Below are 25693 nucleotides of genomic sequence, written 5' to 3' on the forward strand. Positions count from 1 at the left end.
GCCGATCGTAGGCGCCGGGTGTGAGAGCAGCCTGAGCGGCCCGGCGCGCTCAGCCGTTCTGCCCGCGGGCCGTCACCGACCACGCGCGCAGGCCGCCGGCCTCCTCCACCCACAGGTCGTCGGCCAGGTTGACCGCGGAGCACACGTGGTTGGGCACCACGTCGAGCACCGAGCCGAGTGCGGGCAGGGCGGCGCCGCCGAGCTCGACGGTCGCGTGGTGCTCGGAGAGGGCGGTGATCCGGGCGCCGGGGTGGTCGAGCAGCCGGCCGAAGCCGGAGGAGTACGCCGCTCGGTCGGCACCCAGCGCCTTGCTCCCGGCGTCGAGCACCAGGCGACCGTGCGCGTGGCTGACGACCGTGGCCCGGCAGGTGAGCGCGATGTCGGCGGGCTCGACGACGCCGAGCTCCCACTGCTGGGCGTCGCCGAAGACGTAGACGCCGGGGCGCAGCTCGTCGACCACGTCGGCGGCACCCGGCACGAGGCTCGCGGCGAGGGTCGGCGTCGAGCCGCCCGAGACGACGCGCACGTCGATGCCCTCGTCGAGCAGGGCGTCGCGGGCGGTGCGGAGGGCCTCGATCTCGTCGCGCACGGCCGCGGCGGTGGCGCCCGGGGCGTAGCCGTGGCCGGGGAAAGTGAACACCCCGCGCACGACGAGACCGGCCCGTCGGGCCGCGACGGCGACGTCCCCGGCCCGGTCCGCCGGCACCCCGGTGCGGTGGTGGCCGGAGTCGACCTCCACGAGCACCTCGACCCCCGACCCGCCGAGGCGGCGCCCGGCGTTGGCGGCGCCGGCGACGGAGTCCACGCCGATGGCCAGCCGGCAGATCTCGGAGAGGTCGCGCAGGCGGGAGGCGCGGTCGTCGTCGAGCCAGAGGGGATAGGCGATGAAGACGTCGGTGCAGCCGTGGCGCGCGAAGACCTCGGCCTCGCCGACGGTGGCGACGGTGATGCCCGCGGCGCCGGAGACCAGCTGCAGCCGGGCGATCTCGGCGCTCTTGTGGGTCTTGACGTGCGGGCGCAGCGAGACCTGCAGGCTGCGGGCGCGCTCGGCGGTGCGGCGGACGTTGCGGCGCAGGCGGTCGAGGTCGACGCGGAGGTGGGGGGTCGGCGGGGCCGACGCCATCACATCTCCTCGTGGGTGTCGGGATCCCCGCCGAAGAGCCGGCCGTCGACCCGAGCGAGGGCGGAGATGGCGGCGACCTCCGCGTCGGTGAGCTCGAAGCCGAAGAGGTCGAGGTTGGCCCGCTGTCGCTCTGGCGTGGCCGACTTCGGCACCGGCACGGAGCCCAGCTGCACCTGCCAGCGCAGGATCACCTGACCCGGGGTGACGCCCAGGCGGGCGGCGGGGCCGGTGACGGCCGGCTCGTCGAGGGGGGCGTTGCGCTTGCCCAGGGGGCTCCACGACTCCGTGCGGATGCCGAGACGCTCGTGCACCGCGCGCATCGCGGCCTGCGGGAAGTGCGGGTGCATCTCGATCTGGTTGACCACCGGGGTCACGCCGGTCTCGTCGATGATCCGCGCCAGGTGGGCCTCGGTGAAGTTCGAGACCCCGATCGAGCGCACCAGGCCGTCGCGCTGGAGGTCGACCAGAGCGCGCCAGGCCTCGGCGTACCGGCCGACGCTGGGGTTGGGCCAGTGGATGAGGTGCAGGTCGATGCGCTCGAGCCCCAGGGCGCGCAGCGAGCCCCTGACGCTGGCGACCGCCTCGTCGTAGCCGTGGTCGCGACCGGGCAGCTTGCTGGTCACCACCAGGTCGTCACGATCGACCTCGGCCCGCCTGACCGCCTCGCCGACCGCGGCCTCGTTGCCGTAGTTGACCGCGGTGTCGAGCAGGCGGTAGCCCGCCGCGATCGCCGACCCGACGGCCTCGACGCACGCGTCGTCGCGCAGCGGGTAGGTGCCGAAGCCGACGGCCGGGAGGGTCGTGCCGTCGAGCAGGTCGTGGGTCGGGATCGCAGGTGCCATGGGCTCCAACCTAGTCTCGTGGCGCCCGTCACCCGGGCCCCTGGGCCGAGGCCCGGCCCCGGGGCGGGTCAGGGAGCCTGGGGTCCGCGGTCGTCGGGAGCGGCCTCGTGGTGGCGTCGTCCGCGGGTGCGCTCCGACTCCTTCATCTCGGCCTCGAAGAGGTGTCGACGCCCACCGACGAGCTCCTCGCGGGCGGTGCGCTCGAGGTCGCGGAAGACCGACCAGTAGGTGTCGTCGTACTCCTCCATGATCTGGAAGGTCCAGCGGCCCTCGATCACGTTGCGGCCCACGAGCTCACGCTCGATCCGGTCGGCCAGCTCGGCGTGCCCGGCCTCGCGCAGCTGCTCGACACCCTCGCCGAGGGTCAGGTCGGCGGTGCCGGAGAGCCGGTGGAAGGTGTAGAGGTGACCGCGCGCCACCTCGACGGCCTCCAGGGCCTCGGAGATCTTGCCGAGGGCCTCGACGGTGGCGTCACTGACGCCGTCGGGACGCCGGTGCTCGGCGACGGGGCCGTCGCCGGACCCCACCTCGGGCGCAGCGCCGGTCAGGACAGCACCGACGCGGCCTGCACCGGCCCGTCGCCCTCCTCCGCGGACTCGATCGCCTCGGCCAGGGCCGTGACGTCGGCGTCGGGCAGGTCGAGGCCCGCCTCGCCGAGGCCCTTGCGCAGCTCGGCCTCGACGGTGCCCTCGGGGGCCGACTCCTGGTAGGAGGTCACGCGGTCGACGACGGCCTGGACGGCCTCGGTCTTCTCGTTGCTCTCGGTCATGGGTCGAAACTAGGCGCCGAGCAGCGGCGGCGGCCCCACCCCTACGGGGGTCGGTGCCGGGCGGTCTCCTCAGGAGGCGAAGGCGCCCACGCCGGCCCGGAAGGCGTCGTGGGAGGCCTGGCTGCTGGTGATGCGCCAGTCGGCCTCCTTCTGGAAGTGGAACCAGGTCAGCCCGCGCACCTCACGGTGCTGGTCGAGGTAGGCCCACATGTCACGGATCCAGCCGGCCTTGTCGCCCACGCCCTCGGGGCAGCCGACCTCGCCGATGAAGACGGGCTTGGCCGTCAGCGAGGTGAGCTGGGCGAGGCCGGGCCCGAAGACCTCCCCGAAGGACTGCCAGGAGGTGGAGGGGATGAGGCCGGCCCAGTTGTAGCCGTCGAGGCCGACCCGGTCGACCCACCGGTCGCCGGGGTAGAGCCCGGGGAGCGCCACCGACCCGGGGAAGGGCACGTTGGGGGTCCAGGTCCAGATCGCGTTGGTCGCCCCGACCGAGCGGAAGATGCCGACCACCCGGCGCCAGGCCGCGACGTAGTCGCCGGAGGTGTTGCCGTTGACGCCCTCCGACCAGGGGTACCAGCTGCCGTTCATCTCGTGGGCGAAGCGGAAGGCGACCGGAGCGCCGTACGCCTTGACCTGCTGAGCCCAGCGCGTGACGTAGGCGTCGAAGGCGCCGCCGGCGATGCGGTCGAGGGAGTAGGCGGGCTGGTCGGGCGTGCCGACAGCGGGGTCCCAGGGCTCCCAGGTGACCTCCGGCACCGCACCGGTCGAGGCGACCCGGCGGGCGTCGGCGGTGGGGAAGTCGGCGGCGTAGTGCCACGAGGAGTAGAAGGTGAGCTGGGTGGCGCGCCGGCCGAGGCTGGAGGCGAGGGCGTCGGCCTCCGACAGCTCCGTGGGGGCGCCGGGGACGGCGAGGCCGAAGACACGGGCCGGCAGGGTCTTCGCCCGGGCCTTGCGGGTCGTGCGCGACACACGGTCGAGGGCGGTGGTCACGGGCTTGTCGACGGTGTCCGCCGCCAGCGGACCGGCTGCGCTCGCCGCGGCGGCCGGGGCCGGTGCCGCGTCGGCGACGGCCGGCAGCGCGCCGACGCCCAGGGTGGTGACGGCGGCGAGTGCGGTCGCCACGAGGGCGCGACGCAGCCCGCGGCGGGGCGGGAGGGGGTGCAGGTGCGACATGGCAGACCTCGGGGGCGGTCGTGGTCGCGGGCGATGGGTGGTCGCGCGCGGGTGGGGTGGGGTGCCGGCGGTGCCGTACGCCGGCTCGGGGAAGCCGGTGCCGTGCGGGCCGGTGTCGTGCGGGGGAGAGCCGGCGGGGCGCGTTCCGTGGGGGACGGGTCGCCCCACCAGGATCGCACCCCTCGCCCCGGTCCGGGTGCCGCTCACCCCGGCAGGGGGGCAGTGGTCCAGACCCCCGGGGGCCGACGGTGTGACCTGCACGACGAACGACCCCCGATCCCTCAGGTCGAGGGGTCGGGGGTCGATGTCACGCTGATCCGGGTCGCGCGGACCTGTTCCGCTACTGCACCCGCACCCGGTCGGTGCGCTCACGTCGGGTGGCCTTGGGGCTGTCGAGCACGACCCGCACCGCCACGTCGCCCGCCGGGAAGGCCTGCTCCACCTCGCGGGTCACGGTGGTGACGGCGTCGCGCAGCTCGTGCACCTCGGCGGTCTGCTCGACGCGGCCCCTCAGCTCGACCACGGTCGAGCCCCGGTGGGTGCGAGCGGTGCCCGACAGGCCCGTGACCGGCGCGAGGGACTCCAGGCGCGCGGCGGTCGCGTGGGCCAGCGAGCGGAGGTCGACCTCGAGGCGACCCTCGGGGCCGCTCGCCGGGAGCCGGAGAACCGGGACCGACGCCGGCCTGAGGTGGGCCAGGACCCAGGCCAGGCCGAGCAGGCCGAGCAGGACCCCCACGACGGCCGAGGCCCACGGCCACCAGCTGGTGGCCAGGACGTCGTCGACGGGGGCGGTGTCGAGGGTGTCGCCCCACGACAGCACCCACCCGAAGCGCCAGTCGAGGAGGGCCAGCGACACGGCGACGAGCACCAGCCCGACGAGGGCGACCATGAGGCGGTCGGTCTTCGTGGGCGCGGTCATCGCGGTGCCTCCTGGGCGTGGACGGAGATGCGGGCGGGGGAGAAGCCGTCGAGATCGGCGGCGATGCTCTCGCGCACACCGGCGACGGTCTGGTCGGTGTCGCGCGGCGCGACCACCTCGACGCGCACGCGGTGACGGCGGGAGACCGTGGCGCTGGCGCCGACGACACCGCTGCTGCGGTCGGCTCGCCGGCGTGCCAGGGCGGCCACGGCGTGTGCCGAGACCCAGAGGTCGCCGTCGGCGGTGGCCGGCAGGTGTGTGACCGGGGCGGGCTTGAGGGCCAGCACGAGCAGCACCAGCCCGACGAGACCGGTCACCGCGGCGGCCACCACGACCGCGGTCGTGGCGCCGAGTCCGTCGAGGCCGTCCACGGCGTCGCGCAGCCAGGGGCTGCCGCCGGTCCAGCCCTGGGCGACGGCGAGGTCGCGCACGGTGACGACAGCCAGCGCGACGAGCGCCAGCGCGAGCAGCAGGGCCACGGGCACGACGGCCGGGCGGCCCCGGGGCGGGTTGCGTCGGCTCACTGGACCCGCCCCCCTCGCCCGTGCCCGTGGTCGTCGGCGGGCTCGGGGTCGACGAGGTGCACGGTGACGTCCACCGTCGTGATGTCGATCCCGCTGATGCGGGCGGTCTCGCGCTGCACCGTGGCCCGCACGCCCTCGGCGATGTCCGAGACGGCGCAGGGCCACACGGCAGCGACGTCCACCTCGACGCGGGCCCGTGCCCCGTGGACGGTGACGGTGGCCTGCGGCGAGCCGGATCCGGTGAGGCGACCCAGGGCCGATCCCACCGACGACCCCAGGGCGGAGCCCATCGCCGGGCGGCGCGACACGGTGCCGGGCGCCTCGAGCGCCGCGCGCTCCACGACGTGCTGGAGGGCGCGCGTGCGCACGTCGAGGCGACCCCGGTCCTCCGGGGGCGCGAGGGCGGGCTCAGCCACGACGGCCCCGCACCAGCGCGCCCAGGTCGAGCTCGCCGTCGACGTGGCCGCCGATGAGGTAGCCGGCTCCGCCCAGCACGACGCCGAGCAGCAGGCCGAGCAGGCCACCGACGACGATGGCGATCGCCAGCAGCAGTCCGGCGATGAGGCCGATGGTGGAGGTGGTCATGGTGGTGTCTCCTTCAGAGTTGGCCGTAGCGGCGAGAGCCGGGCAACGACCGTGGGATGCGGCGTCTGACGTCGCCCACGAGCCGGCGGCTCGTGGTGCGCACTGCTCGTCTGGCCCGCGACGCCGCGGTCGAGGTGACGGTGATGGTGGGGGCGGACGCCGGGCCGGCGGCCGGGCCGTCCCCCCACGGCCCGACCCCGGCGGTCGGGGTGCCTCCTGCGGTGCGACCCGCTGTGCCCCCTGTGGTCCCTGCCGCCCGCGCCGCCTCGAGGGCGTCGAGCGATCGCATGACCGCGACGAAGGTCGCCGCGTCCCCACCCACGTCGGGGTGGTGACGGCGGGCGGCCTCGCGGCGCAGGGAGCGCAGGTCGGGGTCGCTCATCGGGGCGCGCCGCCCGGGGGCTCGACGTCCTCGACGACGACGTGGACCGGTCCGGGCACGAGGGGACGGACCACCTCGCGCACGGCGGCCGTGGTCGTCGCCACGGCGGCGCCCCACGTCAGCACGACGTGGACCGAGGCCCCGGGCTCCAGCAGCTTCACGCCGGAGACCCGGCGCCCGGGCAGGTAGGTCGCGACCTCGCCGAGCACGCCGCCGTGCAGGTCGGCCACCCCGGGCACGGCCAAGACGGCCGCGGCGACGAGGTCGACCTGCTCCGGGGCGTCGTCGGACGACCCGGCCGGGTCCCGGTCGGTGACGCCGAGGTCCTCGGGCTGCTCGGTCACGCGCTCACTCGACCCGCGGGGCGCTGGAGGCCGAGGTGTCGGCGTCGTCCGACCCGTCGTCGAGGAAGATGTCGTGCACGGTGATGTTGACCTCCGTCACCTCCAGCCCGGTCATGCGCTCGACCGAGCCGATGACGTTGCGGCGCACGGCCTGGGCGAGGTCGGCGATGGAGACGCCGTACTCGGCGACGAGGTCGAGGTCGACGGCGGCCTGCCGCTCGCCCACCTCCACGGCGACGCCCTGGCTGAGGTTGGTGCGCGAGCCGGGGATGCGGTCGCGCAGGGCGCCGACGGCGCGGGCGGTGCCGCCGCCGAGGGCGTGCACGCCGCTGATGTCGCGTGCGGCGATGCCGGCGATCTTGGAGACGACGGCGTCGGCGATCGAGGTGCGGCCCTGCTCGCTGGCGAGCGCGCCGGTGCCGCGGGTGGCGACGTCGGTGGTCGTGGTGGCGGTGGTCTCGGGCTTCTTCTCGGTCATGGGTGAACCTCTCTGTTCCCTGGTCGTCGTGCTGCGCGGGTGGTGTCCCCGCGCTGACGGTGCACGCACGTCGTGCGTCTGACACCAGGTAGTCGTGCCGTCCTCCCCGATCGTCACGGATCTGGTGGTGTGATGTGGAGCACGCGGTCGCCGCGAGGAGTGGGGACCACTGGGGTGGGGAGGTCGGTGGGCCTGCCTGGACAGGATGGAGCCGTGGTGACCGCCGAGCCTCCCGAGGAGGAAGCCTCCGACGCAGCGCTGGTGCGCGCCGTCGGCGCGGGTGACGCCGAGGCCTTCCGCGAGATCGTGGACCGCTACGGTCCGCGGATGTACCGCTACGCGCTGCGGCTCGTCGGCGGCAACGACACCGACGCGGCCGAGGTCACCCAGGAGGCGCTGATCTCGGCGTGGAAGGACCTCGGCACCTTCCAGGGCCGCTCCAGCCTCAAGACCTGGCTCTTCCGGCTGGTCCACCGCCGCGCGGTGGACCTGCAGCGCCACCGGCGTCCCACGCCCATCAACGACGACCTGCTGTCGCGCTTCGTGCCCGAGGCCAGTGACAACCCTCTCCAGGACGTGCTCGACGCCGAGCTGCTGGCGGCCTTGCAGCAGGCGCTGGACGAACTACCGTGGCACCAGCGCGCGGTGTGGCTGCTGCGCGAGGTCGAGGGCATGTCGTACGACGAGATCGGCGAGGCGCTGGCCCTCCCGGTCGGAAGCGTCCGTGGTCACCTGCACCGCGGACGGCGGACCCTGGCGGAGAGGATGGCGCGATGGCGGTAGAGCCGCAGCGAGACGACGGTGACGACCTCGTCGGCGCCGACCGGCCCGACGTCGCGGGAGGGGAGCTGCTCGACCGCGCCCTGCGCGCCGTGCGCGAGGACGACCCGGGTGGCTTCGAGGGTGTGCGCAGCTCCGTGCTCGAGCGGGTGCGGCGCACCGTCGTGCCGGCCGACCCGGTCCTGGTGCGACGCGCCGACGGCGGCGTGGACCACGACCCCGACGGCTCGCGCACCTGGGTCTCCAGCCGGGTGGTGCGCTCGGCCGTGAGGCGTCTGGCGCAGCGGCGCGTCGCGAGCGCCCCGGCGTCGGTGCAGGTGGACGTCGACGAGGAGCACGTGACCCGGGTGCGACTGGGTCTCGTCTGCTCCTACGGCACCGACGTCCGCTCGGAGGCCGCCGAGGTGCGCGGGGAGGTCCAGGAGCTCTTGGTGTCGCTCGTCGGGCCCGATCCCCGGGGCGCGGTCGACGTCGACATCGACGTGGTCGACGTGGTCGAGGGCGACCCGCGCCTGGTGTGAGCACCGGGAAAGGTCACCTCCCGGCGCGGATCGACGTACCGTGGCTCCGGTCGTCGGCCGACCCCCGCGGGGGTGCCCCCGCGCCCCGTGCCCTCGGGTCGTCCCGGCGCCGTCCCACCTGCCCCTCTCCGTCGACCCCCCTCAGGAGACCTGCATGCGCGACTCGGGTCCGCTCGCGTCCAGACCATCCCGGCGACGAGCCACCGGCGCGGCCGTGGCCTGCTTCCTCGCCCTCTGCGTCGGCTCGGTCGTGCTCAGCGCCCCCGGCCGGTCGGCGGCGCCGCCGGAGCGGGCCACCACGGCGCCTCGCCCGGCCGGCGACCTGCGCACGGGCCCCGACGCGTTCGTCGGAGGGCAGGCGCTCCTCTTCAGCGGGCGGGTGGGTCCACGACGCAAGCAGGCGATCCGTCTGCAGTTCCACATGAACCGTCCGGGCGACGTCTGGACCGACGTCCAGGGCTCCCGCGGCACGACCGACCGGTCCGGGGCCTTCCGGTTCACCTTCCCCGCACCGGCCATGGAGAACATCAGCTACCGCGTGGCCTCCTCCTCCGGCGTCACCCCGGGGCGGCTGCTGCGGGCCCGCGCCCAGGAGGTCGTGCTGACCCTCGGGCGACGCCACCCGGCGGCGTACGTCGACCGCCCCTTCGTGCTGAAGGCGGACACGACGCCGGTGGTCCGCGGACGTCGCCCACCGGCCTTCCCCGGTCGTCGCGTGGAGCTGCAGGAGCGCGTCGACGGACACCGCTGGCGCACCGTCGACACCGACACCACCGACGCGCGCGGGCGGGCCTTCTTCACCCGCACCGAGGCCGAGGCCGGCAACCACGTCTACCGCGCCCGCCAGGACGACTGGACGCAGGGCGGCGACCGGATCGGCTGGTTCGCGTCGTTCCCGACCACGTTCACGGTCGTCGCGGAGCCGCCCCCGGCGCCCAGCCCCGCTCCGTCACCCACCTCCAGCACCACTCCCACCGGCACCTCCGGCGGCACCGGCTCGCGCGCTGACACGACCACGGCGACACCGGCAGCGGCGCCCGCCCGGCTCACCGTGACCCGGGCGCAGGAGAGCGGCGCGCAGCCCGCACGTGCGGGATCGGGCGCCGCCGTCCTCCCCACCGCCGGGCGCGCGTCGGGCTCGACCAACGCCAGCTCCCGCTGGGGCTGGGGGCCGTCACTCTTCGACTTCGCCTGGGAGTTCGGGGAGTCCCTCACCTCCCGTCCCTACCGCGGCAGCCGGCTCGAGGGCGGGTGGCGCGACACCTCCAACGGCACCGGTCGGGCCGCCCACGTCAACGGCGGGCTCTTCCTGCAGAGCGGCTCCGGCGCCACGGCCCGCCACCGCGGCACCACCACCGCCACCCTCGACGGCAACGCCCAGCGCACGGGGCGGTGGGAGTTCCGGCTCCGGGCCTCGGCCGACCGCGGCCGCGCCGCCGACTACGACGTGCGCGTCGAGCTGGTGCCCGAGGGCTCGTCGGTCGACGCGTGCACCGGCCCGGTGGTGACGGTCGCCGACTTCACCATGCGCGAGCGGGGGATGCGCTTCGGCGTGCGCTCCCGCGAGGGCGGCACGGCCCGGGTGGGACGCAAGGCGGTCAGCCTCACCGACCAGCCCCGCAACGTCGCGGTCGAGGTGGGTCGGCGACACGTGACCTGGTTCTACGACGGCACCGTGATCGGCTCGGTCGACGTGGCCGACCTCGGAGCGCCGCTGACGCCGCGCATCAGCCTCGTCGGCAAGCGTCGGTCGACGATGAGCCCGACCGTCCTCACCACGGACTGGCAGCGCGCGTGGACCCTCGACCACGGGAAGCAGGTCCGGTCGGGGCCCTCGCTCGGCCGGGTCCGGACCGACCCCGCCTGCTGACCGGCGTCAGCGGCGGGTGCGGTGGCCGGTGGTGGGTCGGCGGTCCCAACCCGGGTCCTCCTGGCGGCGCTTGAGCAGCCACACGATCCCGGTGCACCAGGCGATCACGAGCGCCGCGACCGCTCCGCCGACCCCCACGAAGGGCGCGAGGACGAACAGGGCCGGGATCGTCCCCGTCGCCCACGCCATGAGGTAGGCGGCGGTCCGCGACCCGGACGCGCGGGGGTCACGAGGCGCGGTCACGGCGCACACGGTAAGGGACGGCCGTGGCTCGAGACCACCACGCCGTGGGTGCGACCCGTGTGGGGCACCGGACGGCTCAGGCTCCGTCACCCCCGGTGACCACCGCGAGCAGACCCTCGCCCCAGCGCTCGAGCTTGCTGGCGCCGACCCCCGAGATCGAGCCGAGCGCGTCGAGGGTGGTGGGTGCCTCGGCGGCGACGTGGCGCAGCGTGGCGTCGTGGAAGACGACGTACGCCGGCACGCCGGCCTCCTTCGCGGTTGCGGCCCGCCAGGCGCGCAGCCGCTCGAAGAGCGCAGCGCCCTCGGCGTCGAGGTCGACGACGTCGGCGGTCTTGGCGCGGCGCTCGTTGCGGCTGCGGGTGGTGCGCTTCGGCTCGGTGCGCAGGTGCACCTCGCGCTCGCCGCGCAGGACGTCGGTGGAGGCCTCGGTGAGCTCGAGGGTGCCGTAGCCGTCGGCGCCGACGGCGAGCAGGCCCTGGGCCAGCAGCTGGCGCACGACACCGCGCCACTCGCCGGCGCTGAGCTCCGTGCCGACGCCGAAGACGGTGAGGCTGGTGTGGTCGAGCTCCACGACGCGGGCGGTGGCGTTGCCCAGCAGGATGTCGACGACGTGGCCGGCGCCGTAGCGCTGTCGACGCTGCGCCAGCCGCACCACCGCGGAGAGCAGCTTCTGGGCGGCGATGGTGCCGTCCCACGTCTGCGGGGGAGCAGTGCAGGTGTCGCAGTTGCCGCAGGGCTCGCCCTGCTGGCCGAAGTAGGCCAGCAGCTGCACGCGGCGGCACTGCACGGTCTCGCAGAGCGCCAGCATCGCGTCGAGGTGGGCGCCGAGCCGACGGCGGTGGGCGGCGTCGCCGTCGGAGGTGTTGATCATCCGGCGCTGCTGCACGACGTCGGCCAGGCCGTAGGCCAGCCAGGCGGTGGCGGGCAGCCCGTCGCGCCCGGCGCGGCCGGTCTCCTGGTAGTAGCCCTCCACCGACTTCGGCAGGTCGAGGTGGGCCACGAAGCGCACGTCGGGCTTGTCGATGCCCATGCCGAAGGCGATGGTCGCGACCATCACCAGCGAGGGCTCGCGCAGGAAGCGCGACTGGTGCTCCGCGCGCTGCTGCGCGGGCAGGCCCGCGTGGTAGGGCAGGGCGGGTATGCCGTGCTTGCTCAGGTGGGCCGCGGTCTCCTCGACCGACTTGCGCGAGAGGCAGTAGACGATGCCGGCGTCGCCGGCGTGCTCGCTGCGCAGCAGGTCGAGCAGCTGCTGGCGGGGGTTGTCCTTGGCCACGATGCGGTACTCGATGTTGGGGCGGTCGAAGCTCGCCACGAACTGCCGGGCCTCGGCGAGTCCGAGGCGGTGCACGATCTCCTCGGCCGTCTCCCGCGTGGCCGTCGCGGTGAGCGCCACCCGGGGCACCCCGGGCCAGCGCTGGCCCAGCACGGTGAGGTTGAGGTAGTCGGGACGGAAGTCGTGGCCCCAGGCCGAGACACAGTGGGCCTCGTCGATGGCGAAGAGCGCGATCCGGCCGGCGTCGAGCAGCCGCAGCGTCTCGGCCACGGCGAGCCGCTCGGGGGCGAGGTAGAGCAGGTCGAGCTCGCCGGCGACGTAGGCCCGCTCGACTGCGCGTCGCTCGTCCGTGGTCTGGGTGGAGTTGAGGAAGCCGGCCCGCACGCCCAGGGCGTCGAGGGCGTCGACCTGGTCCTGCATGAGCGCGATCAGCGGCGAGATGACGACGCCGGTGCCCTCGCGCACCAGGGAGGGCACCTGGTAGCACAGCGACTTGCCGCCGCCGGTGGGCATGAGCACCAGCGCGTCGCCGCCGCCGACGACGGTGTCGATGATCTCGGCCTGGTCGCCGCGGAAGGCGTCGTAGCCGAAGACCCGCTCCAGCACCTCGAGGGGCGAGCCGGCGGGGGAGTCGGTGACGGTCATGGGGTCCATCGTGCCGACCCCTCCCGACCGTACGCCGACCCGGGCCACCCCACCTGCGGACGCAGCGGCCGTCGCGGGCCCGCGTCGGGTGTGTGGTCTCAGGCGCCGGGCCGCAGCAGCCAGCGCTCCACGGCCACCTCGACCAGCACCCGCGCGCCGTAGCGCGACGGGTCGGCGGCGTCCCACCCGGCGTACCGCTCGGCGAACGCCGCCAGCACGGCCGCGTGCGCCTCGCGCCCCCGCGGCCCGGACAGGTCGTGGACGACCGCGCGCCCCTCGCCGACCGTCGGGTCGGCCGCGCTGCCGTCGAGGGCGAGCGAGACCCGCGGGTCGTGCTCGAGGTTGCGCGTCTTCACGGCCGCGCGGGAGGTCGCGATCCAGACCACGTCGGCGTCGCGCACGAACCACACCGGGGTCGTGTGGGGCGAGCCGTCGGGACGCAGCGTGGTCAGCCAGAGGCAGGGAGGGGCGCTCACCCGCCGATCGTCACAGATCCCCGGTGACGCCCGCGCGCTGCTGCCCTAGGCTGACGGTCGTGGACGCCGGTGCCGACGGAGCCACCGCTGCGCCCGCGCGCGCCGTGGAGGCCGTGACGGTGCAGTTCCACCCCGACTGGCCGCACGGTGGCTCGACCGTGGTGGCGTCGCTGGCCGCCGACGGTCGCTATCGCTCGCAGTTCGTCACGGGCGTCTCCAACGGCGGACTCACGGCCTTCCCCGGCGGCGACCGGTGGCGGTGGGAGAGCAGGCTCTTCGCCGGGCGCTACGACAAGGCCCCTCCCGGCGACCGCCCGGTCTACGGCGCCTGGAACCGTCACGCCGACCCCTACGGCGGCGCGGTGCGCTTCGGCTCGTCCTACCTGCGGCTGCGCCCGGAAGTCGTCACACGCTCCACGTTCTGCTTCCCCGACTCCGTCCTCGAGCCGGACCCCGCCGACGTGGGGGAGGCCGACCTGCTGCCGCGCCTGTGCGCGATGGCCGACGCCTCCGGTCTCGACCCCCTCGACGACTACGTGGAGGCCCACGTGCATGGGCCGCTGAGCCTGGCCGACGACATCGAGGCCCTCGTGCTCGACCCGTGCTACGCCGGCACCGAGGTGAGCGGGATAGCCGAGAAGCAGGGATGGCCGGTGGAGCTGCACCCCGGCTTCAGGGCAGCCGCCGACGACCTCGACCCCGCCTACCGCGGCGCGCACGTCGTCGACCTGGCCCGCAGGCTGGGCGGGGAGCTGACGCCCGCGGTGCTGGGCCGGGCGGCCCGGTCGGGGGACCACCCGCCGCAGACGGTCAAGCAGCTGTGGCACTGCCTGGCGCGCTTCGGGCGAGGGTGACCCCGGCCCACGACGTGAGCCCACTCCGGGCCGTCCGGGCGGTCCGGAGAGGGCGGCGGTCAGCGGTCTCGCAACCACGCGTCGAGGGCGAGGGTGACCTCGGTGTGGGCCGCGAGCATCGCCCTAGGGTCGTCGGGCACCCGCAGCACGTGGTCGCCGGGGACCAGCACGGTGCGACCGCCCAGGGCTGCGAGCACGGTGCGGTCGAGGTAGGGGTCGGACTCCCCGATGGCGGTGAGCTGCGGTGCGGGGTACGCCAGCAGCGCCTCGCTCACCAGCGGCTCGATGAGCAGCGGGGTCAGCCAGGCGGCGGGACAGCCGAGGTCGGCCGCGACGGGAGCGGCGAGGGTGCCCAGCGACTTGGCCACGACGACGAGCCGGCCGTCGTACCCCTCCGCGGCGGCGCGCAGCTGCTCGCCCACCCAGACCGCCTCGTCCTCGATCTCGAGCGCTCCGCGGGCGGCGGGGTCCCACCAGACCTGGCGCACGTGCCACCCGCGGGCCAGGGCGACCTGGGTGGCGAAGAACAGCAGCGGGGCGTCGGGGGAGTACTGCCTGCCCGGCAGCACGACGCACAGGCCGCGGACGCCCTGGGGCGAAGTCTCGGCGGCGAGGTCGACGTAGCGGGTCACCGTGACAGCCTCGGCGCGGCCCGCGACGTCGTCAACGTGCCTGGTCAGCACGGCTAGCCTCGGTGCATGGCCGGGACAGGCAGGGTCGTCGCCGTGAGTCGGGACGAGACCCACCGCTTCAGCAAGACCCCGCGCGAGTCGATCACCCTCGTGACCGGCCTCGGCGTGGTCGGCGACGCCCACGCGGGTGCGCTCGTGCAGCACCGCTCGCGCGTGCGCCGTGACCCCGGCCGGCCCCCAACCTGCGCCAGGTGCACCTGATCCAGGACGACCTGCTCGCCGAGGCACGCGCGGCCGGCCACGACCTCGGCCCGGGCGGGCTCGGAGAGAACGTCCTCACCACCGGGGTCGACCTGCTCGCCCTGCCGACCGGCACCCGTCTGCGCCTCGGCGAAGTGGTGCTGCGCGTGACCGGACTCCGCAACCCGTGCCGCCAGATAGAGGACTTCTCCGCCGGGCTGCTCAAGGTCGTCGTGGCCCGCGCCGACGCCCGGCCCTCGACCTCCGAGATCACCCTCGGTCCGACCGGCGGGGCGGAGTCGATCGACGGAGCCGGCATCACCCGCCGGGCGGGCGTCATGGCCGTCGTCGAGCGCGGGGGAGAGGTGTGCCCCGGCACGGCGGTCGAGGTCGAGCTGCCGCCCGAGCCGCACCAGCGGCTCGAGCCGGTCTGAGACCGGCGGGGCGGTCCCTGGGTCAGCGGGGGTCCGTGCTGCTCCCGGTGGAGTCGGCCGCCTGGTCGGTCCTGCTCGGGCGACCGGCGTCCCTCGCGCGCTGCCGGCGCACGGCGACGAGGGAGACGGCCACCGTGGCAGCGATCCACACGAGGGTCGCGACGAGCCCGTGCTCCCTCGATCGCAGGACCACGATGGCGATCAGTGCGCCTCCGAACACGACGGTCAGGTAGGCGTAGATGAGCTTCACAGCGCGACGCTAGCTTGGTCGGGTCTGACTCGACCGGCGAGGGCCGGCCGTCCGCAGGCCGTTCGTGATGGGGTGGACCGATGAGCGACTCCCCGACGACCGCGCCGCAGGTCGCGATGCTGTGGGAGGACGCCGACCCCGACCGCGTGCTGAGACAGCGCTTCGGCCTCGACGGCGCGGCCGCAGCCGGGCGATGGGTGTGCTCGCTGGTGGGGCGGGTGTGGGGCGCCCACGACGTGGTCTGCGAGCGGATCGTCCTCAGCGACGTCAACGCCCTCGCCTGGCTGTCGACCGACGACGGACCCCGGCTGGCGAAGTGGACGCGCTCACAGGAGCGCTTCGCCCGGCTGCAGCAGCTCGCGGCGCTGACCGGCTGGCTGGAGGGGGAGGGGCAGCCGGTCTCGGCGCTGGTGCCGGCTCGCGACGGACGGCTCCAGGTCGAGCACGACGGGGTCTCGACGGGTGTGCAGCGCGTCGTGCGCGGCGAGGTGCTCGACGTCGACGACCCGGCCCAGGTCTGGGCCGCGGGTGCAGCGCTCGCGCGTCTGCACCTGGCTCTCGCGCGCTGGCCGGGCGGCGTGCACCTCGCCGGCTCGCCGGCTTACGTCGACCCGCGGCGAGCGCTCGCCGGCCGGCTCGAGGCCGACAGCAGCCAGGTGCCCGCCGGGGCCGGCGCCCTCCTGCGCCGCCTGCTGCGGGAGGCACCCGACCTGGGTAGCGCGCCCCAGCTCGTCCACGGCGACGTCCGCTCGGCCAACGTGCTGTGCCGGGGATCCGAGGTCGTGGCGCTGCTCGACCTCGAGGAGGCCCGCGCCGAGCAGCGCGTGGTCGAGCTGGCGCGGGCCGCTGTGCTCCTCGGCACCCGCTTCCACGACTGGGCGCCGGTCCCGGGCGGGGTCCGCCACACGTTCCGGGCGGGCTATGAGTCGGTGAGCCGACTCTCGCCTGCCGAGAGCCGTTGGTTCGACGTCGTGGAGCTCGCGGCGTCCTGGGCGATGGTGCCGACGGGTGGAGATCCGACCGGCTGGGGGAGCGAGGCCCGAGCCGTCACGGCCCGCCTCGGCGGCTAGCATCGCCGGGTGCCGATCGAGGTGGTCCCGTACTCCGCGCAGTGGCCCGTGCAGTTCGACCGGGTCGCCGCGCAGCTGCGGTCGACCCTGACCGCGGTGCCCTCGGCGTACGTCGAGCACGTCGGCTCGACCGCGGTGCCCGGTCTGGCCGCCAAACCGGTGCTCGACATCGACGTCGTGGTCCCCGCGGGTGACGTCGACGCCGCGGTGGCGGCGTTGGAGTCGGCCGGCTACGTGCACCGCGGCGACCTCGGCGTGCCCGACCGCGAGGCCTTCCACGCACCCGACGACGATCCGCGGCGTCACGTCTACGTCTGCCCCGCCGGCAGCCTGAGCGTGCGCAACCACCTCGCCGTGCGCGACGTGCTCCGACGCCGCGAGGACCTGCGCGAGGCCTACGCCGCGGTCAAGCTCGCCCTGGCCGCCGAGCCGGCGATGGACATCGACACCTATGTCGCCCGCAAGTCGGCGGTGCTCCAGGAGGTGCTCGCGGTCGCCGACCTCACCGCCGAGGAGCGACGCCGGATCCTGCGGCTCAACGACCCGAGCAGCGCCTGAGGGGCGTGGGGCACGACTAGCCTCGGGCCATGGCGCAGCCGCGGGCGGGGGACCGGAAGACGCGCCCGACCGGGCCGGTCGCGCCGGGGTTCCGGTGGTTCTGGACGGGAGAGACGGTCTCGGCGGCCGGCTCAGGACTGGTCCGGGGCCCGCTGGTCGAGCTGCGCCGGGTGCTGGAGCCCGGCGGTCGGCTGCTGCTCTCGGTCAACCACCCGGTCATCCGTCCGGTGGTCTACCCGCAGGAGGACTACCTCGCGACGACGGCCTACATCGAGGCGCGGGTCGGGAGCGGGCACCGGGGAGGGGCGGAGACGCGTTACACGGCTGTCATTCTCCGCGACCTGACATAATGTCAGTTATCGGCGGTGCTTCGGAGGTAGGCGAGCGGGTCAGCAGGGTGCTGACCACGCGTCGGATCCTGACAGTAACGAGCTCAGGACCCGGCGAGGCTGGCCCCGGTCCACGACTCGTCCTCGGATACGTCCCGGACGACGTCGAGCCAGGCCGGGATCTTGCCTGCGGGCCGGTCGCCGTCGTCGAGCTCGGCGACCAGCGAGCCGTCCTCGTGCTCGTCGACGACGACCAGCAGGCCGTCGCGGTGGATCATGTGGCGGCGCTTGCGCAGCACCCGGCTCGGCAGCGCGGCCAGGACGGCCCACTCGGCGTCGTCGAGGTACAGATTGGTGCACGCGACCTCGGCCGGGCCGTCGGACAGTCGCACCTTGTGCCCGAGCTTGCGGACCACAGTGCCGTCGGCCTCCGTCACCTCGCGCAGCCGCAGGCGCGTGCCCGTGACGTAGCGGTCGACGATGTCCTTCGTGCTCGAGACCCCCTCGGGGATCCGACGGACCAGCCAGCGTCGCTCGCGCTCGACCACGGCGTACTTCAGCGAGACGGACATCGCGACAGGCTAGGGCCCGGAGGGGTTGGGACCCGACGACCCGGGCTGGTGGAAACGTACGGCGTCCCGCTGGGCCTTCGCCGCGCTGGCTCGAGCACGCTGGTCGGCCTCGTGGCGGCTCGACAGCTGTTCTCCCCCGGTCTCACCGCTGCGCAGGCGGCGTGCGACCCGACCAGCGCTGACCCAGCCGGCGACGGCGTAGAGGACGACGGCCGCCAGACAGGCGACGAGGATCCAGGTGAACACGACGGACCTCCCGAGACGGAAAAGTAAAGACGTCGCGATCCTAGGTCATAGCGACACCGGGCGCGGCTGACCGCGCGGAACGGTGGCCCTGCCGAGCCGGGCTACGTCGAGGCGACGAGCGTGGCCCGCACGACGCGGCCGACGGCCTCGTCGGCCTCGACCAGGACCGATCCGTCGGCGGCGACGACCACCGAGCGGCCGGCGGTCTCGGTGAATCCCCCGCCGGTGCCGCCGGCGTGACTGGCGATGAGCACGGGCACGCCGAGCGCGCGACTGATCACGAAGGCTCGGGCGCGGCACTCGACGACGTCGGCGGGCACGTCGACGACACCGGCGGCGTAGAGGTCGACGCCGAGCGGGGCGAGAGCCGCGGTGTGCTGGCTCGCTCCGGTGTCCTTGCAGATGGCCAGGCCGACGATCCAGCCGTCGACCGTCGTGGTGGCCGGGCCGTCGCCGGGGGTGAAGCGGCGGTGCTCGTCGCCGTGGAGCCAGCTCTTGCGGTAGGCCAGCGAGACCCCGTCGCCGTCGACACGGACGGTGGCGATGAAGAGGCGGTCATCGACGGCCACCGGAGCGCCGACCAGGGCCACGGCTCCAGCCCGGGCGCAGGCCTCGACGACGACCGCCCAGCGCGGGTCGTCGAGCGCGACGGGCTCCGCGTCCAGTTCGTAGCCGGTCAGCGAGAGCTCCGGGAAGACGACCAGGCGGGCACCGGCCGAGGCGAGGGCGAGGGCGTGCTCGCGCGCGGTGGCGGCGAGGTCGCCGCGATGGACCCTCGGCTGCGCGACGGCGACGGGCAGGTCGGGCAGGGCGGGGTCGCTCACGCGGCACACGATCCCACGCCCCGAGGCGACCCCGTGCGCCACGGCGACCCCACGCGCCACGGCGACCGGAGTGCCGCGACCTTCCCTCTCAGTCGCTCGGGCACGACGCCCAGCGGCGCCAGCAGCCGGCGTAGTCGTTGTGCATCGCGCGCGACCAGAAGGAGAAGTCGAGCACCACGTCGGCGCCGTCCCCGACGAGCTGCAGCAGACGGGCGCGCAGGTCGGTCTCGTTCTCGGCCCGCACCTCGGGCGGCAGCGGCACCGTGGTGATCCCGCGCCGCCACATCTCGACATCGAAGGACAGCCGGGTCATGCCGGCCGTCTCGAGACGTCTCGCCCAGGTCGTCTTGCCCGACCCGGCCGGCCCGCACATGACGACGACCCTGGGCACCACGCCAGGCTGGTGCGCCCTGGGGTCGCTGCTCAGTCCGACAGGCCCGCGGCGCGGAAGGCACGGGCGTAGATCGCGCGCACCACGTCCTGCTTGCGGGCGTTGTAGAGCATCGAGTGCTCCCCCGCCGCGCTCGCGGCGTCGGCGGCGGAGCGCTTCGCGGCGGCGTAGAGCTCCCGCTCGTCGGGGTGCGCGCGCAGCCAGTCGCGGAAGAGCCGGTGCTTCCACGGCTCGGCGCTGTCCGGCCCGAAGACGTGCAGGTGGCAGCCGAGGCTCTCCCCCAGCGCCGGCGGGTCGAGGCGCAGCAGCCGGTGGCCCTGCCACCACGGCTCACGCACGGTGAGCACGAAGCCCAGCGCCTCCAGCGCCGGCACGTAGGCGTCCTCGGCGTCGGGGTCGGCGAGCACCAGGTCGAGGTCGAGGGTGGGCTTCGCGGCGAGCCCCGCCACGGCGGTGGAGCCCACGTGCTCCAGCGCCAGCACCCGCCAGCCCAGGGCGCTGCGCACCGTCGCCGCGACCTGCGCGGAGCGCTCGGGCCACGACGGGTCCGGCTCGACGACCGCGACGTACGGGCTCGGGCCCCGGCCCGCCACCCAGGGCGACGCGCCCGGCGGTGCCTCGTCGCCGGCGAAGGACACGATCTGGGCGCGGGTCGGCATGCCGGTCAGGCTAGAGCGCCGCGGTGAGGAAGACGCGCAGCGCGGAGACGAAGGCCTCCGGCCGCTCCGAGTGCACCCAGTGCCCGGCGCCCTTGATGGTCACCTGGCGGGTGCGCGGGAAGAGGGAGCGCATCGACGGCTCGTGCTCGGGCTGCACGTACGCCGAGTGCTCGCCGGCCATCCACAGCACCGGGTGGTCGAACGGCGCGATGTCGTCGAGCACGGGGAAGCCCGCGATGGCGGCCAGCTCGCGGCGCAGCAGGTCGAGGTCGGCCTGCCAGCGGAAGCCGTCCTGGCCCGAGCGCAGGTTCTGCAGCAGGAAGCCGCGCACTCGCTCGTCGTCGATCTCCTCGGCCAGACCCGCGTCGGCGTCGGCACGGCTGGTCAGCGCAGGCAGGTCCAGCCCGGCCAGCGCTCCCAGCAGGTGCTCGAACTCCCCCGCCCCGTCGCTGGGCGCCGGGGAGATGTCGACCACGACGAGCCGGTCCACGAGGTCGGGGTGACGCAGCGCGAGGACCATCGCCACCTTGCCGCCCATCGAGTGGCCCACGAGGTGCACCGGGCCCTGCGCGGCGTAGGTGGCGCGCAGCCAAGTGGCGACGCTCTCGGCGACCGTCTCGTAGTCGGCGGTGCCGGTCCACGGCGAGCGTCCGTGGTTGGGCAGGTCGACGAGCACCGAGCGGAGGTCGGGCTGGAGGGCCTTGGCGACCTGGGTGAAGTTGCGGCCCTGCCCGAAGAGCCCGTGGAGGAAGACCACGGTGGGACCGGTCGAGCCGACCTCGGTCGTGTGCAGCGCGGGCGGGGACGTGTCGGAGGTCGACGGCTCGGGGGCAGCGGCGTCGGGCGAGGTCACCGGTGCAGCCTAGGAGCCCCGGCTAGCCTGCCGGGCATGGCCCTCCTGCACCGCGCGAGCATCGTCCCGACCAAGCTCGAGGCGATCAACGCCTGGCTGCCGCAGCAGCCGTGGGCGCTCGACGCGGGCGAGGTCGAGACCCTGGGCGCCTTCCGGTTCGACGACCCGGCCGGCGAGGTGGGTGTGGAGACCTTCCTCGTGCGCGACGCCGCCGGCGGTGTGCTCCAGGTGCCGCTGACCTTCCGTGGCGCGCCGCTGCCCGACGGCGAGCGCTGGCTGGTCACGACCATGGAGCACACCGTGCTGGGTCCGCGCTGGGTCTACGACGGCTGCGGCGACCCGGCGTACGTCGCGACGCTGGCGGCCACGATCGCCGACGCGGCCGGCGAGGCCCGCGAGGTGGTGCGCCAGGACGACGGCACCGAGGTGGAGCGCGACCCGTCGGCGCGCGCGCACGGCACCGGCGGCGCTGCGCCGCTGGCGGACACCGCACTCGACGTCGGGCGCGCGCTGGGCGAGGAGGCCGTCACCGACGTCGACGGCTGGACCCTCGTGCGGGTCGGGGGCGCGACGCTCGGCGTCTCCCGGCACCCCGCGGCCGCTCCGTCCGACCCGCCGGCCGGGGTGCTCACGGGCCACGCGGGCGAGGCGACCGGACCGCTGCTGCTCGCCACGCTCACCAGGTGAGGGCTGCGGTCCGGCAGGATGGCGCCGTGATCCCCCTCCTGGCCGGCCTCAGCACGACCCAGCTCGTCGCGCTGATCGTCGTCCTGCTCATCGCGCTCGCCGTGGTCTCGGCCGTCGTGACCCGCTTCCTGGTGCGGCGCGGGCTGCGCACGCCCTTCGCGATCCGCCAGATCAACAAGGGGCGCGACAAGGTGGTCTCGATGGTGAAGCGCCCGATCACGATCATGGTGCTCGACGAGGTCGCCGACGTCATCCAGACCGGTCACTACACCAAGAACATCTCCGACGCCCTGCTCGAGAACCACGACGAGCTCAAGGCCCTGGTCACCGAGAAGGTCCGCCACGACCCGACCTCCCGGCTCATCGGACGCCTGCCCGGCTACGACCTCGTGGTCTCCGAGGTCACCGAGACCACCCTGCGGGTGCTGATCGAGATGCTCGGCGACCCCCGCATGGACGAGCTGGTCTCCGACCTGCTGCGCAACAACCTGCAGCAGATCAAGCTCGCCGTGCGCGAGCGGCAGAACGAGCTGCTCCCGCCCCCTCCTCCGCCCGATCCCTCGCCCCACCTGGCCCACCGGCGGCGGCGCACGCCCGGCTAGGATCGGCCCCAGCAGCACCTCGCACGAGCGCAGCCCGGCTGCACGCACCACCCCCGATCGAACTCCGAGCAGAGAGCGGCCCGACCGTGTCCCTTCCCGTGTCCCGACCCGAGGCGTCGACCCCGGCCACCCCCGAGACCGTCACGCAGCAGCCCTACGTCGCTCCCCCGCCGGTCGCCGGCCCGCTCGGCTGGGCCCTGGCGCTCGGCGCCGCGACGGCGCTCCTGCTCTCCAGCTGGATGCTCTACTCCACCGACACCCCCGACGGCATGTGGTCGGGCTACATCTCGCAGTCCTTCGCGCTGGTGATCATCCTCGCGGCGCTCTCTCTCAAGGTCGACCTCCCGGCCGCACCCGCCATCGGCGTGCTCTTCCTGTGCGGCATCGGCCTGGTGCTGGTCGGCATCTTCGCCAACAGCTCGACGACCGTCATGGTCAGCGACCTGTCGGCCGGCATCGTCGTGCTGATCGCCGCGACGCTGCGCACCACCCAGAGCCGCTGACGACGGCTCCCCCGCCCGGCCGGTCGACCCCGGCCGGGCCGCTCGACCTGCTGGGCACGTGGTCGGTCGAGCGCGACATCGACGACCGCCACGAAGGGCTGCGCCGCAGCGTGGTGGGGCTCGCCGAGCTCGCCCTCCTCGGCGACGGCCGTGTGCGGTGGCACGAGCACGGCACCATGTCGTGGCCAGGCACGAGCGTGCCCGTCTCCCGCACCCTCTACGTCGAGTCCCGCGCCCAGGGCTGGTGGGTCACCTTCGAGGACGGACGCGACTTCCACCCCTGGGAGCCCGGCGTGCAGGTCGACCACCCCTGCGGACGCGACCACTACCGCGGGCTGCTCGAGCCCGGCTCCCCGGCCGGCGGCTGGACCATCACCTGGGAGGTCCGGGGCCCGGCGAAGGACTACACGATGGTCGCCGCGCACCGCCCGCTGCACGGCTGATCCGACGGCCCGACGCCACACGTGGTCACAGGTGACCACGGCGCATGGCCCGTCCGGGCCAGGCCTCCCCCGCCCCGTCCGGACAGTCTTCGCGACGCGCGTGTCGTTCACCTCACATCGGCCCCCCGGTGTCCGTACGGTCAGGGGACGGATCCCGGACCGACGACGAGAGGAGGAACCAGCCATGTGGGACACCACCCCCGCCACCGACACGCACCTGTCGCACGACATGCCGTGCCTGCGCTGCGGCCACGCCGTGCACACCTTCCTGGCCTGCGGCGACAGCTGCTCCTGCGAGCCCGTCGTCATGCCGGGCACCCCCGTGCGCACCGCCCGCGTCGCCTGACCCCGCAGGCCGGTCGCGAGGCCTGCTCCGGTGGTTGAGGAGCGAGCGCCAGCGAGTGTCTCGAAACCTACCCGGCCTGAGCGGTGGTCGAGCAGCGTCTCGGCCGCAGCCGCCTTCACATGCACGTTCTGTCATCCTGGTGCGCAACCGAGTCACCGACCCGCGAGGACCAGCCGTGCCCCCACGCCCCGAGGTCGTGTGCCTCTGCGGCTCCCTCCGCTTCGCCGAGGAACTGGCCGAGGCGACGCGCGTGCTCACCCTCGCCGGGGCGATCGTGCTCGCGCCGGTCGTGCTCGACCGGCCATCGGACCTGGCCGTCACCGACGAGTCCGTGAGCGAGGAGCAGCGCACCGCGCTCGGTGAGCTCCACCTGCGCCGCATCGACCTGGCCGACAGGGTCCTGGTCGTCGCCCCCGGTGGACACCTCGGCGAGTCCACCCGCCGCGAGGTCGCCTACGCCCGTGCTCGGGGCAAGCCCGTCGCCTTCATCGGGCCCGCCTGAGCGGGCTCCGCTCGTCGGGGTCGACTCGCCGCGCGGCTCAGACGTCGACCGAGGACACCGCGCGCCAGACCGGCCGGTCGTGGTCGCCGTCGCGGACCTCGCCCGTCGACCAGGTGATCGACAGCCCGCCGGGGCGCACATCGAGGGTGGCCAGCAGGTTGGTGAACCACGGCCCGTCGGTGACCTCCCAGTGCAGCGGCGAGCGCAGGGTGCGCCGCCCCATGACCCAGCCCCGCGGGCGGGCCTTGCCGCGGACGCCCAGCGAGAAGGCCAGCCGCATCACCGTCGGCAGGGGGTTGCGGATGGGCGAGCACACCGCCTGCACGATCCGGCTGCGCGCCTCCACGCCGGCCCTCGGGTCGGGCCAGGCGCGGGCGAGGTAGCTGTGGTGCACGTCGCCGCTGAGGAAGGTGACGGTGACCGGGGCGCGGCCCCGCTCGCCGGCGGCCACCTCGCGCGCCATCAGACCGACCTTGCGGAAGCCGTCCTGGAAGGCGGCCCAGTGCTCGATGTCGACGGCGCGGCGCAGCTTCTCGGCGAGCCGCGCGACGTGCTTGCCCCACACTCCCTCCGCGACCGCCTCCACGACGGCCTCGGTGTGGTGCAGTCCCGGGGCCATGAGGAACGGCAGCGAGGTGCCGACGAGCAGGTGGTCGACGTCGCCGCGCATCTGCGAGTCGAGCCACGCCATCTCCTCGTCGTCGATGATCGAGCGCAGCTGGGGCTCCAGCACCCGGGCGGCGCGGGAGTCGACGACGACCAGGCGCGCCTGGGTGTCGAAGGTCCGGGCGTAGCTCCACCGGTAGGTGGTGGGCTCGCGGTCGGCGAGGTCGGCCAGCTCGTCGAGGGTCTGGGTGAGGTCGAGCTCCTCGGGGCCCTCGTGGCCGGCCACGAGCTGCCAGACCCGGTCCTCGGCGCGACCGGCGGCGTCGAGGTTGCCCAGGTGCTGGTAGACCCAGTAGGAGGCGAGCCCGCCGACGATGCGGCCCTTCCACCACGAGGTGGCCTCCATGTCGCGGCGCCAGGTCACCGAGGTGTTCCAGTCGTCGCGGATGTCGTGGTCGTCGAAGATCATCGCGCTGGGCACGGTCGAGAGCAGCCAGCGGTTGGCGGGGTCGCTCCAGGCGAGGCGGTAGAGCTCGGCGTACTCCTCGTAGTCCTGCAGCTCCCAGCCCGGGTCCTGGTCGGGGTCGCGACGCGCGGCGATGAAGTCGCGCATCGACTCCGAGGTCTCGTCGGCGTAGACCTGGTCGCCCAGGAACATCATGAGGTCGGGCCGTCGCTGCTCGGGGTGACGGATCAGGTGCAGGCCGAAGGTGCGCAGCGAGTCGACGCCGAAGCTCTCGTGGTGCTCCTCGTCGTGGGGCACCGCGACGCGGCACGACCCGAAGAGCAGGTGCAGCGGACGCCCGGCCAGCAGGGTCCCGATGACCGAGTCCTCCTGCGGCGTCTCCGGCGGGGGCCAGACCTCGGCGCCGTCGAGGGAGACGGTGTAGGCCGAGCGCGACCCCGGCTGCAGGCCGGTCAGCTCGACGAGCGCGTAGTGGTGCCCGTGCACCCGCCAGGTGCGGGCCTGCGCGCTCGGGCCCGCTCCCCCGCCCTCGTCGGTGGTGCTGACCGTGACCGACGTGGCGTCGGAGGTCTCCACCCAGATCGTCGCCGACGTCTCGTCGACGTGGCGCAGCAACGGTCCCAGCACCAGCTCGGTCATGCGTCCTCCCACCGGTCCGTGCGGACCTCTCCCGCGGGCA

General features: G+C 74.6%; 37 protein-coding genes. 15 read left to right on the forward strand and 22 right to left on the reverse strand.

Annotated elements, in window-relative coordinates; all coding sequences use genetic code 11:
- Positions 1-49 precede the first annotated feature (49 nt).
- The 11 genes from IR170_RS00485 to IR170_RS00535 form a co-directional block, all read right to left on the reverse strand.
- On the reverse strand, positions 50-1123 hold the full coding sequence (locus IR170_RS00485) for an alanine racemase (protein ID WP_193660813.1): 1074 nt from the start codon (positions 1121-1123) through the stop codon (positions 50-52).
- Positions 1123-1965: an aldo/keto reductase gene (locus IR170_RS00490; protein WP_193660814.1), complete on the reverse strand. Its 843-nt coding sequence runs from the start codon at positions 1963-1965 to the stop codon at positions 1123-1125. The genes IR170_RS00485 and IR170_RS00490 overlap by 1 nt, the downstream gene beginning before the upstream one ends.
- Positions 1966-2033: 68 nt before the next feature.
- Complete coding sequence (locus tag IR170_RS00495; protein WP_193660815.1) at positions 2034-2492, reverse strand: hypothetical protein; 459 nt, start codon at positions 2490-2492, stop codon at positions 2034-2036.
- 17 nt (positions 2493-2509) lie between these two features.
- The gene (locus IR170_RS00500) at positions 2510-2734 is read right to left on the reverse strand and encodes a hypothetical protein (protein ID WP_193660816.1); all 225 of its coding nucleotides are present in this window, start codon (positions 2732-2734) and stop codon (positions 2510-2512) included.
- 69 nt (positions 2735-2803) lie between these two features.
- Complete coding sequence (locus IR170_RS00505; protein ID WP_193660817.1) at positions 2804-3907, reverse strand: glycoside hydrolase family 26 protein; 1104 nt, start codon at positions 3905-3907, stop codon at positions 2804-2806.
- Positions 3908-4247: 340 nt separating this feature from the next.
- A complete protein-coding gene (locus IR170_RS19760; RefSeq protein ID WP_193660818.1) occupies positions 4248-4826 on the reverse strand; it encodes an Asp23/Gls24 family envelope stress response protein in 579 nt (192 codons plus the stop codon).
- Entirely contained in the window at positions 4823-5350 is a 528-nt protein-coding gene (locus IR170_RS20135; protein WP_193660819.1) for a DUF6286 domain-containing protein, read from the reverse strand. Before IR170_RS20135 ends, IR170_RS19760 begins: the two co-directional genes overlap by 4 nt.
- Positions 5347-5766, reverse strand: coding sequence for an Asp23/Gls24 family envelope stress response protein (locus IR170_RS00520; protein WP_193660820.1), 420 nt, complete (start codon positions 5764-5766; stop codon positions 5347-5349). The genes IR170_RS20135 and IR170_RS00520 overlap by 4 nt, the downstream gene beginning before the upstream one ends.
- Positions 5759-5935, reverse strand: coding sequence for a DUF2273 domain-containing protein (locus IR170_RS00525; protein ID WP_082500291.1), 177 nt, complete (start codon positions 5933-5935; stop codon positions 5759-5761). The genes IR170_RS00520 and IR170_RS00525 overlap by 8 nt, the downstream gene beginning before the upstream one ends.
- Positions 5936-6313: 378 nt before the next feature.
- Positions 6314-6661 carry a hypothetical protein gene (locus IR170_RS00530; protein WP_227488375.1) on the reverse strand — a complete coding sequence of 116 codons (348 nt, stop codon included), beginning with the start codon at positions 6659-6661 and terminating at the stop codon, positions 6314-6316.
- A gap of 4 nt (positions 6662-6665) precedes the next feature.
- Positions 6666-7139 (reverse strand): Asp23/Gls24 family envelope stress response protein, encoded by a 474-nt coding sequence (locus tag IR170_RS00535; protein WP_056864457.1) that lies wholly within the window; start codon positions 7137-7139, stop codon positions 6666-6668.
- Between the two features lie 213 nt (positions 7140-7352).
- Here IR170_RS00535 and IR170_RS00540 point away from each other — a divergent pair, with 213 nt between their 5' ends.
- The 3 genes from IR170_RS00540 (at position 7353) to IR170_RS00550 (ending at position 10310) form a co-directional block, all read left to right on the forward strand.
- Positions 7353-7922, forward strand: a complete 570-nt coding sequence (locus IR170_RS00540) for an RNA polymerase sigma factor (RefSeq protein ID WP_235557598.1) — start codon at positions 7353-7355, stop codon at positions 7920-7922.
- Positions 7913-8440 (forward strand): hypothetical protein, encoded by a 528-nt coding sequence (locus IR170_RS00545; RefSeq protein WP_193660821.1) that lies wholly within the window; start codon positions 7913-7915, stop codon positions 8438-8440. Before IR170_RS00540 ends, IR170_RS00545 begins: the two co-directional genes overlap by 10 nt.
- A gap of 154 nt (positions 8441-8594) precedes the next feature.
- Positions 8595-10310, forward strand: coding sequence for a hypothetical protein (locus IR170_RS00550; RefSeq protein WP_193660822.1), 1716 nt, complete (start codon positions 8595-8597; stop codon positions 10308-10310).
- A 6-nt stretch (positions 10311-10316) separates the two neighbouring features.
- Here the strand turns inward: IR170_RS00550 and IR170_RS00555 are convergent, their stop codons facing one another.
- The 3 genes from IR170_RS00555 to IR170_RS00565 all read right to left on the reverse strand — a co-directional run bounded on the left by IR170_RS00555 (position 10317) and on the right by IR170_RS00565 (position 12947).
- Complete coding sequence (locus IR170_RS00555) at positions 10317-10553, reverse strand: hypothetical protein (protein WP_193660823.1); 237 nt, start codon at positions 10551-10553, stop codon at positions 10317-10319.
- Positions 10554-10629: 76 nt separating this feature from the next.
- Positions 10630-12471: a DNA helicase RecQ gene (gene recQ / locus IR170_RS00560; protein WP_193660824.1), complete on the reverse strand. Its 1842-nt coding sequence runs from the start codon at positions 12469-12471 to the stop codon at positions 10630-10632.
- Between the two features lie 98 nt (positions 12472-12569).
- Positions 12570-12947, reverse strand: a complete 378-nt coding sequence (locus tag IR170_RS00565) for a pyridoxamine 5'-phosphate oxidase family protein (RefSeq protein WP_193660825.1) — start codon at positions 12945-12947, stop codon at positions 12570-12572.
- 59 nt (positions 12948-13006) lie between these two features.
- Between IR170_RS00565 and IR170_RS00570 the strand changes: the two genes are divergently transcribed.
- Positions 13007-13801 carry a DUF3626 domain-containing protein gene (locus IR170_RS00570; protein ID WP_319804832.1) on the forward strand — a complete coding sequence of 265 codons (795 nt, stop codon included), beginning with the start codon at positions 13007-13009 and terminating at the stop codon, positions 13799-13801.
- Between the two features lie 59 nt (positions 13802-13860).
- Here IR170_RS00570 and IR170_RS00575 read toward each other — a convergent pair whose 3' ends face one another.
- Positions 13861-14433: a hypothetical protein gene (locus IR170_RS00575; protein WP_193660826.1), complete on the reverse strand. Its 573-nt coding sequence runs from the start codon at positions 14431-14433 to the stop codon at positions 13861-13863.
- 93 nt (positions 14434-14526) lie between these two features.
- On the opposite strand from IR170_RS00575, the gene IR170_RS19235 reads away from it, so the two are divergent.
- Complete coding sequence (locus tag IR170_RS19235) at positions 14527-14694, forward strand: hypothetical protein (protein ID WP_227488376.1); 168 nt, start codon at positions 14527-14529, stop codon at positions 14692-14694.
- Positions 14685-15107, forward strand: a complete 423-nt coding sequence (locus tag IR170_RS00580) for an MOSC domain-containing protein (protein WP_319804833.1) — start codon at positions 14685-14687, stop codon at positions 15105-15107. Before IR170_RS19235 ends, IR170_RS00580 begins: the two co-directional genes overlap by 10 nt.
- A 22-nt stretch (positions 15108-15129) precedes the next feature.
- On the opposite strand, the gene IR170_RS00585 is transcribed toward IR170_RS00580, so the two are convergent.
- Entirely contained in the window at positions 15130-15357 is a 228-nt protein-coding gene (locus IR170_RS00585) for a hypothetical protein (protein WP_056864450.1), read from the reverse strand.
- Positions 15358-15437: 80 nt separating this feature from the next.
- Here IR170_RS00585 and IR170_RS00590 point away from each other — a divergent pair, with 80 nt between their 5' ends.
- The 3 genes from IR170_RS00590 to IR170_RS19240 are packed head-to-tail and all read left to right on the forward strand — an operon-like array spanning position 15438 to position 17335.
- A complete protein-coding gene (locus IR170_RS00590; protein ID WP_193660827.1) occupies positions 15438-16427 on the forward strand; it encodes a phosphotransferase in 990 nt (329 codons plus the stop codon).
- Between the two features lie 9 nt (positions 16428-16436).
- Positions 16437-16985 carry a GrpB family protein gene (locus IR170_RS00595; protein ID WP_193660828.1) on the forward strand — a complete coding sequence of 183 codons (549 nt, stop codon included), beginning with the start codon at positions 16437-16439 and terminating at the stop codon, positions 16983-16985.
- 29 nt (positions 16986-17014) lie between these two features.
- Positions 17015-17335, forward strand: a complete 321-nt coding sequence (locus IR170_RS19240) for a hypothetical protein (protein ID WP_227488377.1) — start codon at positions 17015-17017, stop codon at positions 17333-17335.
- Between the two features lie 83 nt (positions 17336-17418).
- Here the strand turns inward: IR170_RS19240 and IR170_RS00605 are convergent, their stop codons facing one another.
- The 5 genes from IR170_RS00605 to IR170_RS00625 all read right to left on the reverse strand — a co-directional run bounded on the left by IR170_RS00605 (position 17419) and on the right by IR170_RS00625 (position 20859).
- A complete protein-coding gene (locus IR170_RS00605; protein WP_193660829.1) occupies positions 17419-17886 on the reverse strand; it encodes a hypothetical protein in 468 nt (155 codons plus the stop codon).
- A 347-nt stretch (positions 17887-18233) separates the two neighbouring features.
- Positions 18234-18956, reverse strand: a complete 723-nt coding sequence (locus tag IR170_RS00610) for a carbon-nitrogen hydrolase family protein (protein WP_319804834.1) — start codon at positions 18954-18956, stop codon at positions 18234-18236.
- Between the two features lie 88 nt (positions 18957-19044).
- Entirely contained in the window at positions 19045-19347 is a 303-nt protein-coding gene (locus IR170_RS00615) for an AAA family ATPase (RefSeq protein ID WP_319804835.1), read from the reverse strand.
- A gap of 32 nt (positions 19348-19379) precedes the next feature.
- Positions 19380-20006 carry a GrpB family protein gene (locus tag IR170_RS00620; protein WP_193660830.1) on the reverse strand — a complete coding sequence of 209 codons (627 nt, stop codon included), beginning with the start codon at positions 20004-20006 and terminating at the stop codon, positions 19380-19382.
- 10 nt (positions 20007-20016) lie between these two features.
- Entirely contained in the window at positions 20017-20859 is an 843-nt protein-coding gene (locus tag IR170_RS00625; RefSeq protein ID WP_319804836.1) for an alpha/beta fold hydrolase, read from the reverse strand.
- 36 nt (positions 20860-20895) lie between these two features.
- Here IR170_RS00625 and IR170_RS00630 point away from each other — a divergent pair, with 36 nt between their 5' ends.
- The 6 genes from IR170_RS00630 (at position 20896) to IR170_RS00655 (ending at position 23942) form a co-directional block, all read left to right on the forward strand.
- Positions 20896-21546 carry a CG0192-related protein gene (locus IR170_RS00630; RefSeq protein ID WP_193660831.1) on the forward strand — a complete coding sequence of 217 codons (651 nt, stop codon included), beginning with the start codon at positions 20896-20898 and terminating at the stop codon, positions 21544-21546.
- 26 nt (positions 21547-21572) lie between these two features.
- Positions 21573-22148 (forward strand): hypothetical protein, encoded by a 576-nt coding sequence (locus IR170_RS00635; RefSeq protein ID WP_193660832.1) that lies wholly within the window; start codon positions 21573-21575, stop codon positions 22146-22148.
- Between the two features lie 98 nt (positions 22149-22246).
- Positions 22247-22651: a hypothetical protein gene (locus IR170_RS00640; RefSeq protein WP_056864441.1), complete on the forward strand. Its 405-nt coding sequence runs from the start codon at positions 22247-22249 to the stop codon at positions 22649-22651.
- Between the two features lie 50 nt (positions 22652-22701).
- The gene (locus IR170_RS00645; RefSeq protein ID WP_227488458.1) at positions 22702-23094 is read left to right on the forward strand and encodes a DUF6314 family protein; all 393 of its coding nucleotides are present in this window, start codon (positions 22702-22704) and stop codon (positions 23092-23094) included.
- Between the two features lie 184 nt (positions 23095-23278).
- Complete coding sequence (locus tag IR170_RS00650) at positions 23279-23440, forward strand: hypothetical protein (RefSeq protein ID WP_193660834.1); 162 nt, start codon at positions 23279-23281, stop codon at positions 23438-23440.
- A gap of 175 nt (positions 23441-23615) precedes the next feature.
- Positions 23616-23942: a hypothetical protein gene (locus tag IR170_RS00655; RefSeq protein ID WP_193660835.1), complete on the forward strand. Its 327-nt coding sequence runs from the start codon at positions 23616-23618 to the stop codon at positions 23940-23942.
- A 37-nt stretch (positions 23943-23979) separates the two neighbouring features.
- Here IR170_RS00655 and IR170_RS00660 read toward each other — a convergent pair whose 3' ends face one another.
- A complete protein-coding gene (locus IR170_RS00660) occupies positions 23980-25653 on the reverse strand; it encodes an alkaline phosphatase D family protein (RefSeq protein ID WP_193660836.1) in 1674 nt (557 codons plus the stop codon).
- Positions 25654-25693: the final 40 nt, after the last annotated feature.

The organism is Nocardioides kribbensis, assembly GCF_015070375.1.
Taxonomy (GTDB): domain Bacteria; phylum Actinomycetota; class Actinomycetes; order Propionibacteriales; family Nocardioidaceae; genus Nocardioides; species Nocardioides kribbensis.

Bases quoted from the DNA above. Each gene is read 5' to 3' on its own strand.
- IR170_RS00590 (WP_193660827.1), top strand. From the start codon at position 15,438: ATGAGCGACTCCCCGACGACCGCGCCGCAGGTCGCGATGCTGTGGGAG.
- IR170_RS00490 (WP_193660814.1), bottom strand. From the start codon at position 1,965: ATGGCACCTGCGATCCCGACCCACGACCTGCTCGACGGCACGACCCTC.
- IR170_RS00550 (WP_193660822.1), top strand. From the start codon at position 8,595: ATGCGCGACTCGGGTCCGCTCGCGTCCAGACCATCCCGGCGACGAGCC.
- IR170_RS00630 (WP_193660831.1), top strand. From the start codon at position 20,896: ATGGCCCTCCTGCACCGCGCGAGCATCGTCCCGACCAAGCTCGAGGCG.
- IR170_RS00650 (WP_193660834.1), top strand. From the start codon at position 23,279: ATGTGGGACACCACCCCCGCCACCGACACGCACCTGTCGCACGACATG.
- IR170_RS00535 (WP_056864457.1), bottom strand. From the start codon at position 7,139: ATGACCGAGAAGAAGCCCGAGACCACCGCCACCACGACCACCGACGTC.
- IR170_RS00545 (WP_193660821.1), top strand. From the start codon at position 7,913: ATGGCGGTAGAGCCGCAGCGAGACGACGGTGACGACCTCGTCGGCGCC.
- IR170_RS00485 (WP_193660813.1), bottom strand. From the start codon at position 1,123: ATGGCGTCGGCCCCGCCGACCCCCCACCTCCGCGTCGACCTCGACCGC.
- IR170_RS00660 (WP_193660836.1), bottom strand. From the start codon at position 25,653: ATGACCGAGCTGGTGCTGGGACCGTTGCTGCGCCACGTCGACGAGACG.
- recQ (WP_193660824.1), bottom strand. From the start codon at position 12,471: ATGACCGTCACCGACTCCCCCGCCGGCTCGCCCCTCGAGGTGCTGGAG.
- IR170_RS00505 (WP_193660817.1), bottom strand. From the start codon at position 3,907: ATGTCGCACCTGCACCCCCTCCCGCCCCGCCGCGGGCTGCGTCGCGCC.
- IR170_RS00525 (WP_082500291.1), bottom strand. From the start codon at position 5,935: ATGACCACCTCCACCATCGGCCTCATCGCCGGACTGCTGCTGGCGATC.
- IR170_RS00620 (WP_193660830.1), bottom strand. From the start codon at position 20,006: ATGCCGACCCGCGCCCAGATCGTGTCCTTCGCCGGCGACGAGGCACCG.
- IR170_RS19760 (WP_193660818.1), bottom strand. From the start codon at position 4,826: ATGACCGCGCCCACGAAGACCGACCGCCTCATGGTCGCCCTCGTCGGG.
- IR170_RS19240 (WP_227488377.1), top strand. From the start codon at position 17,015: ATGGCGCAGCCGCGGGCGGGGGACCGGAAGACGCGCCCGACCGGGCCG.
- IR170_RS00500 (WP_193660816.1), bottom strand. From the start codon at position 2,734: ATGACCGAGAGCAACGAGAAGACCGAGGCCGTCCAGGCCGTCGTCGAC.
- IR170_RS00605 (WP_193660829.1), bottom strand. From the start codon at position 17,886: ATGTCCGTCTCGCTGAAGTACGCCGTGGTCGAGCGCGAGCGACGCTGG.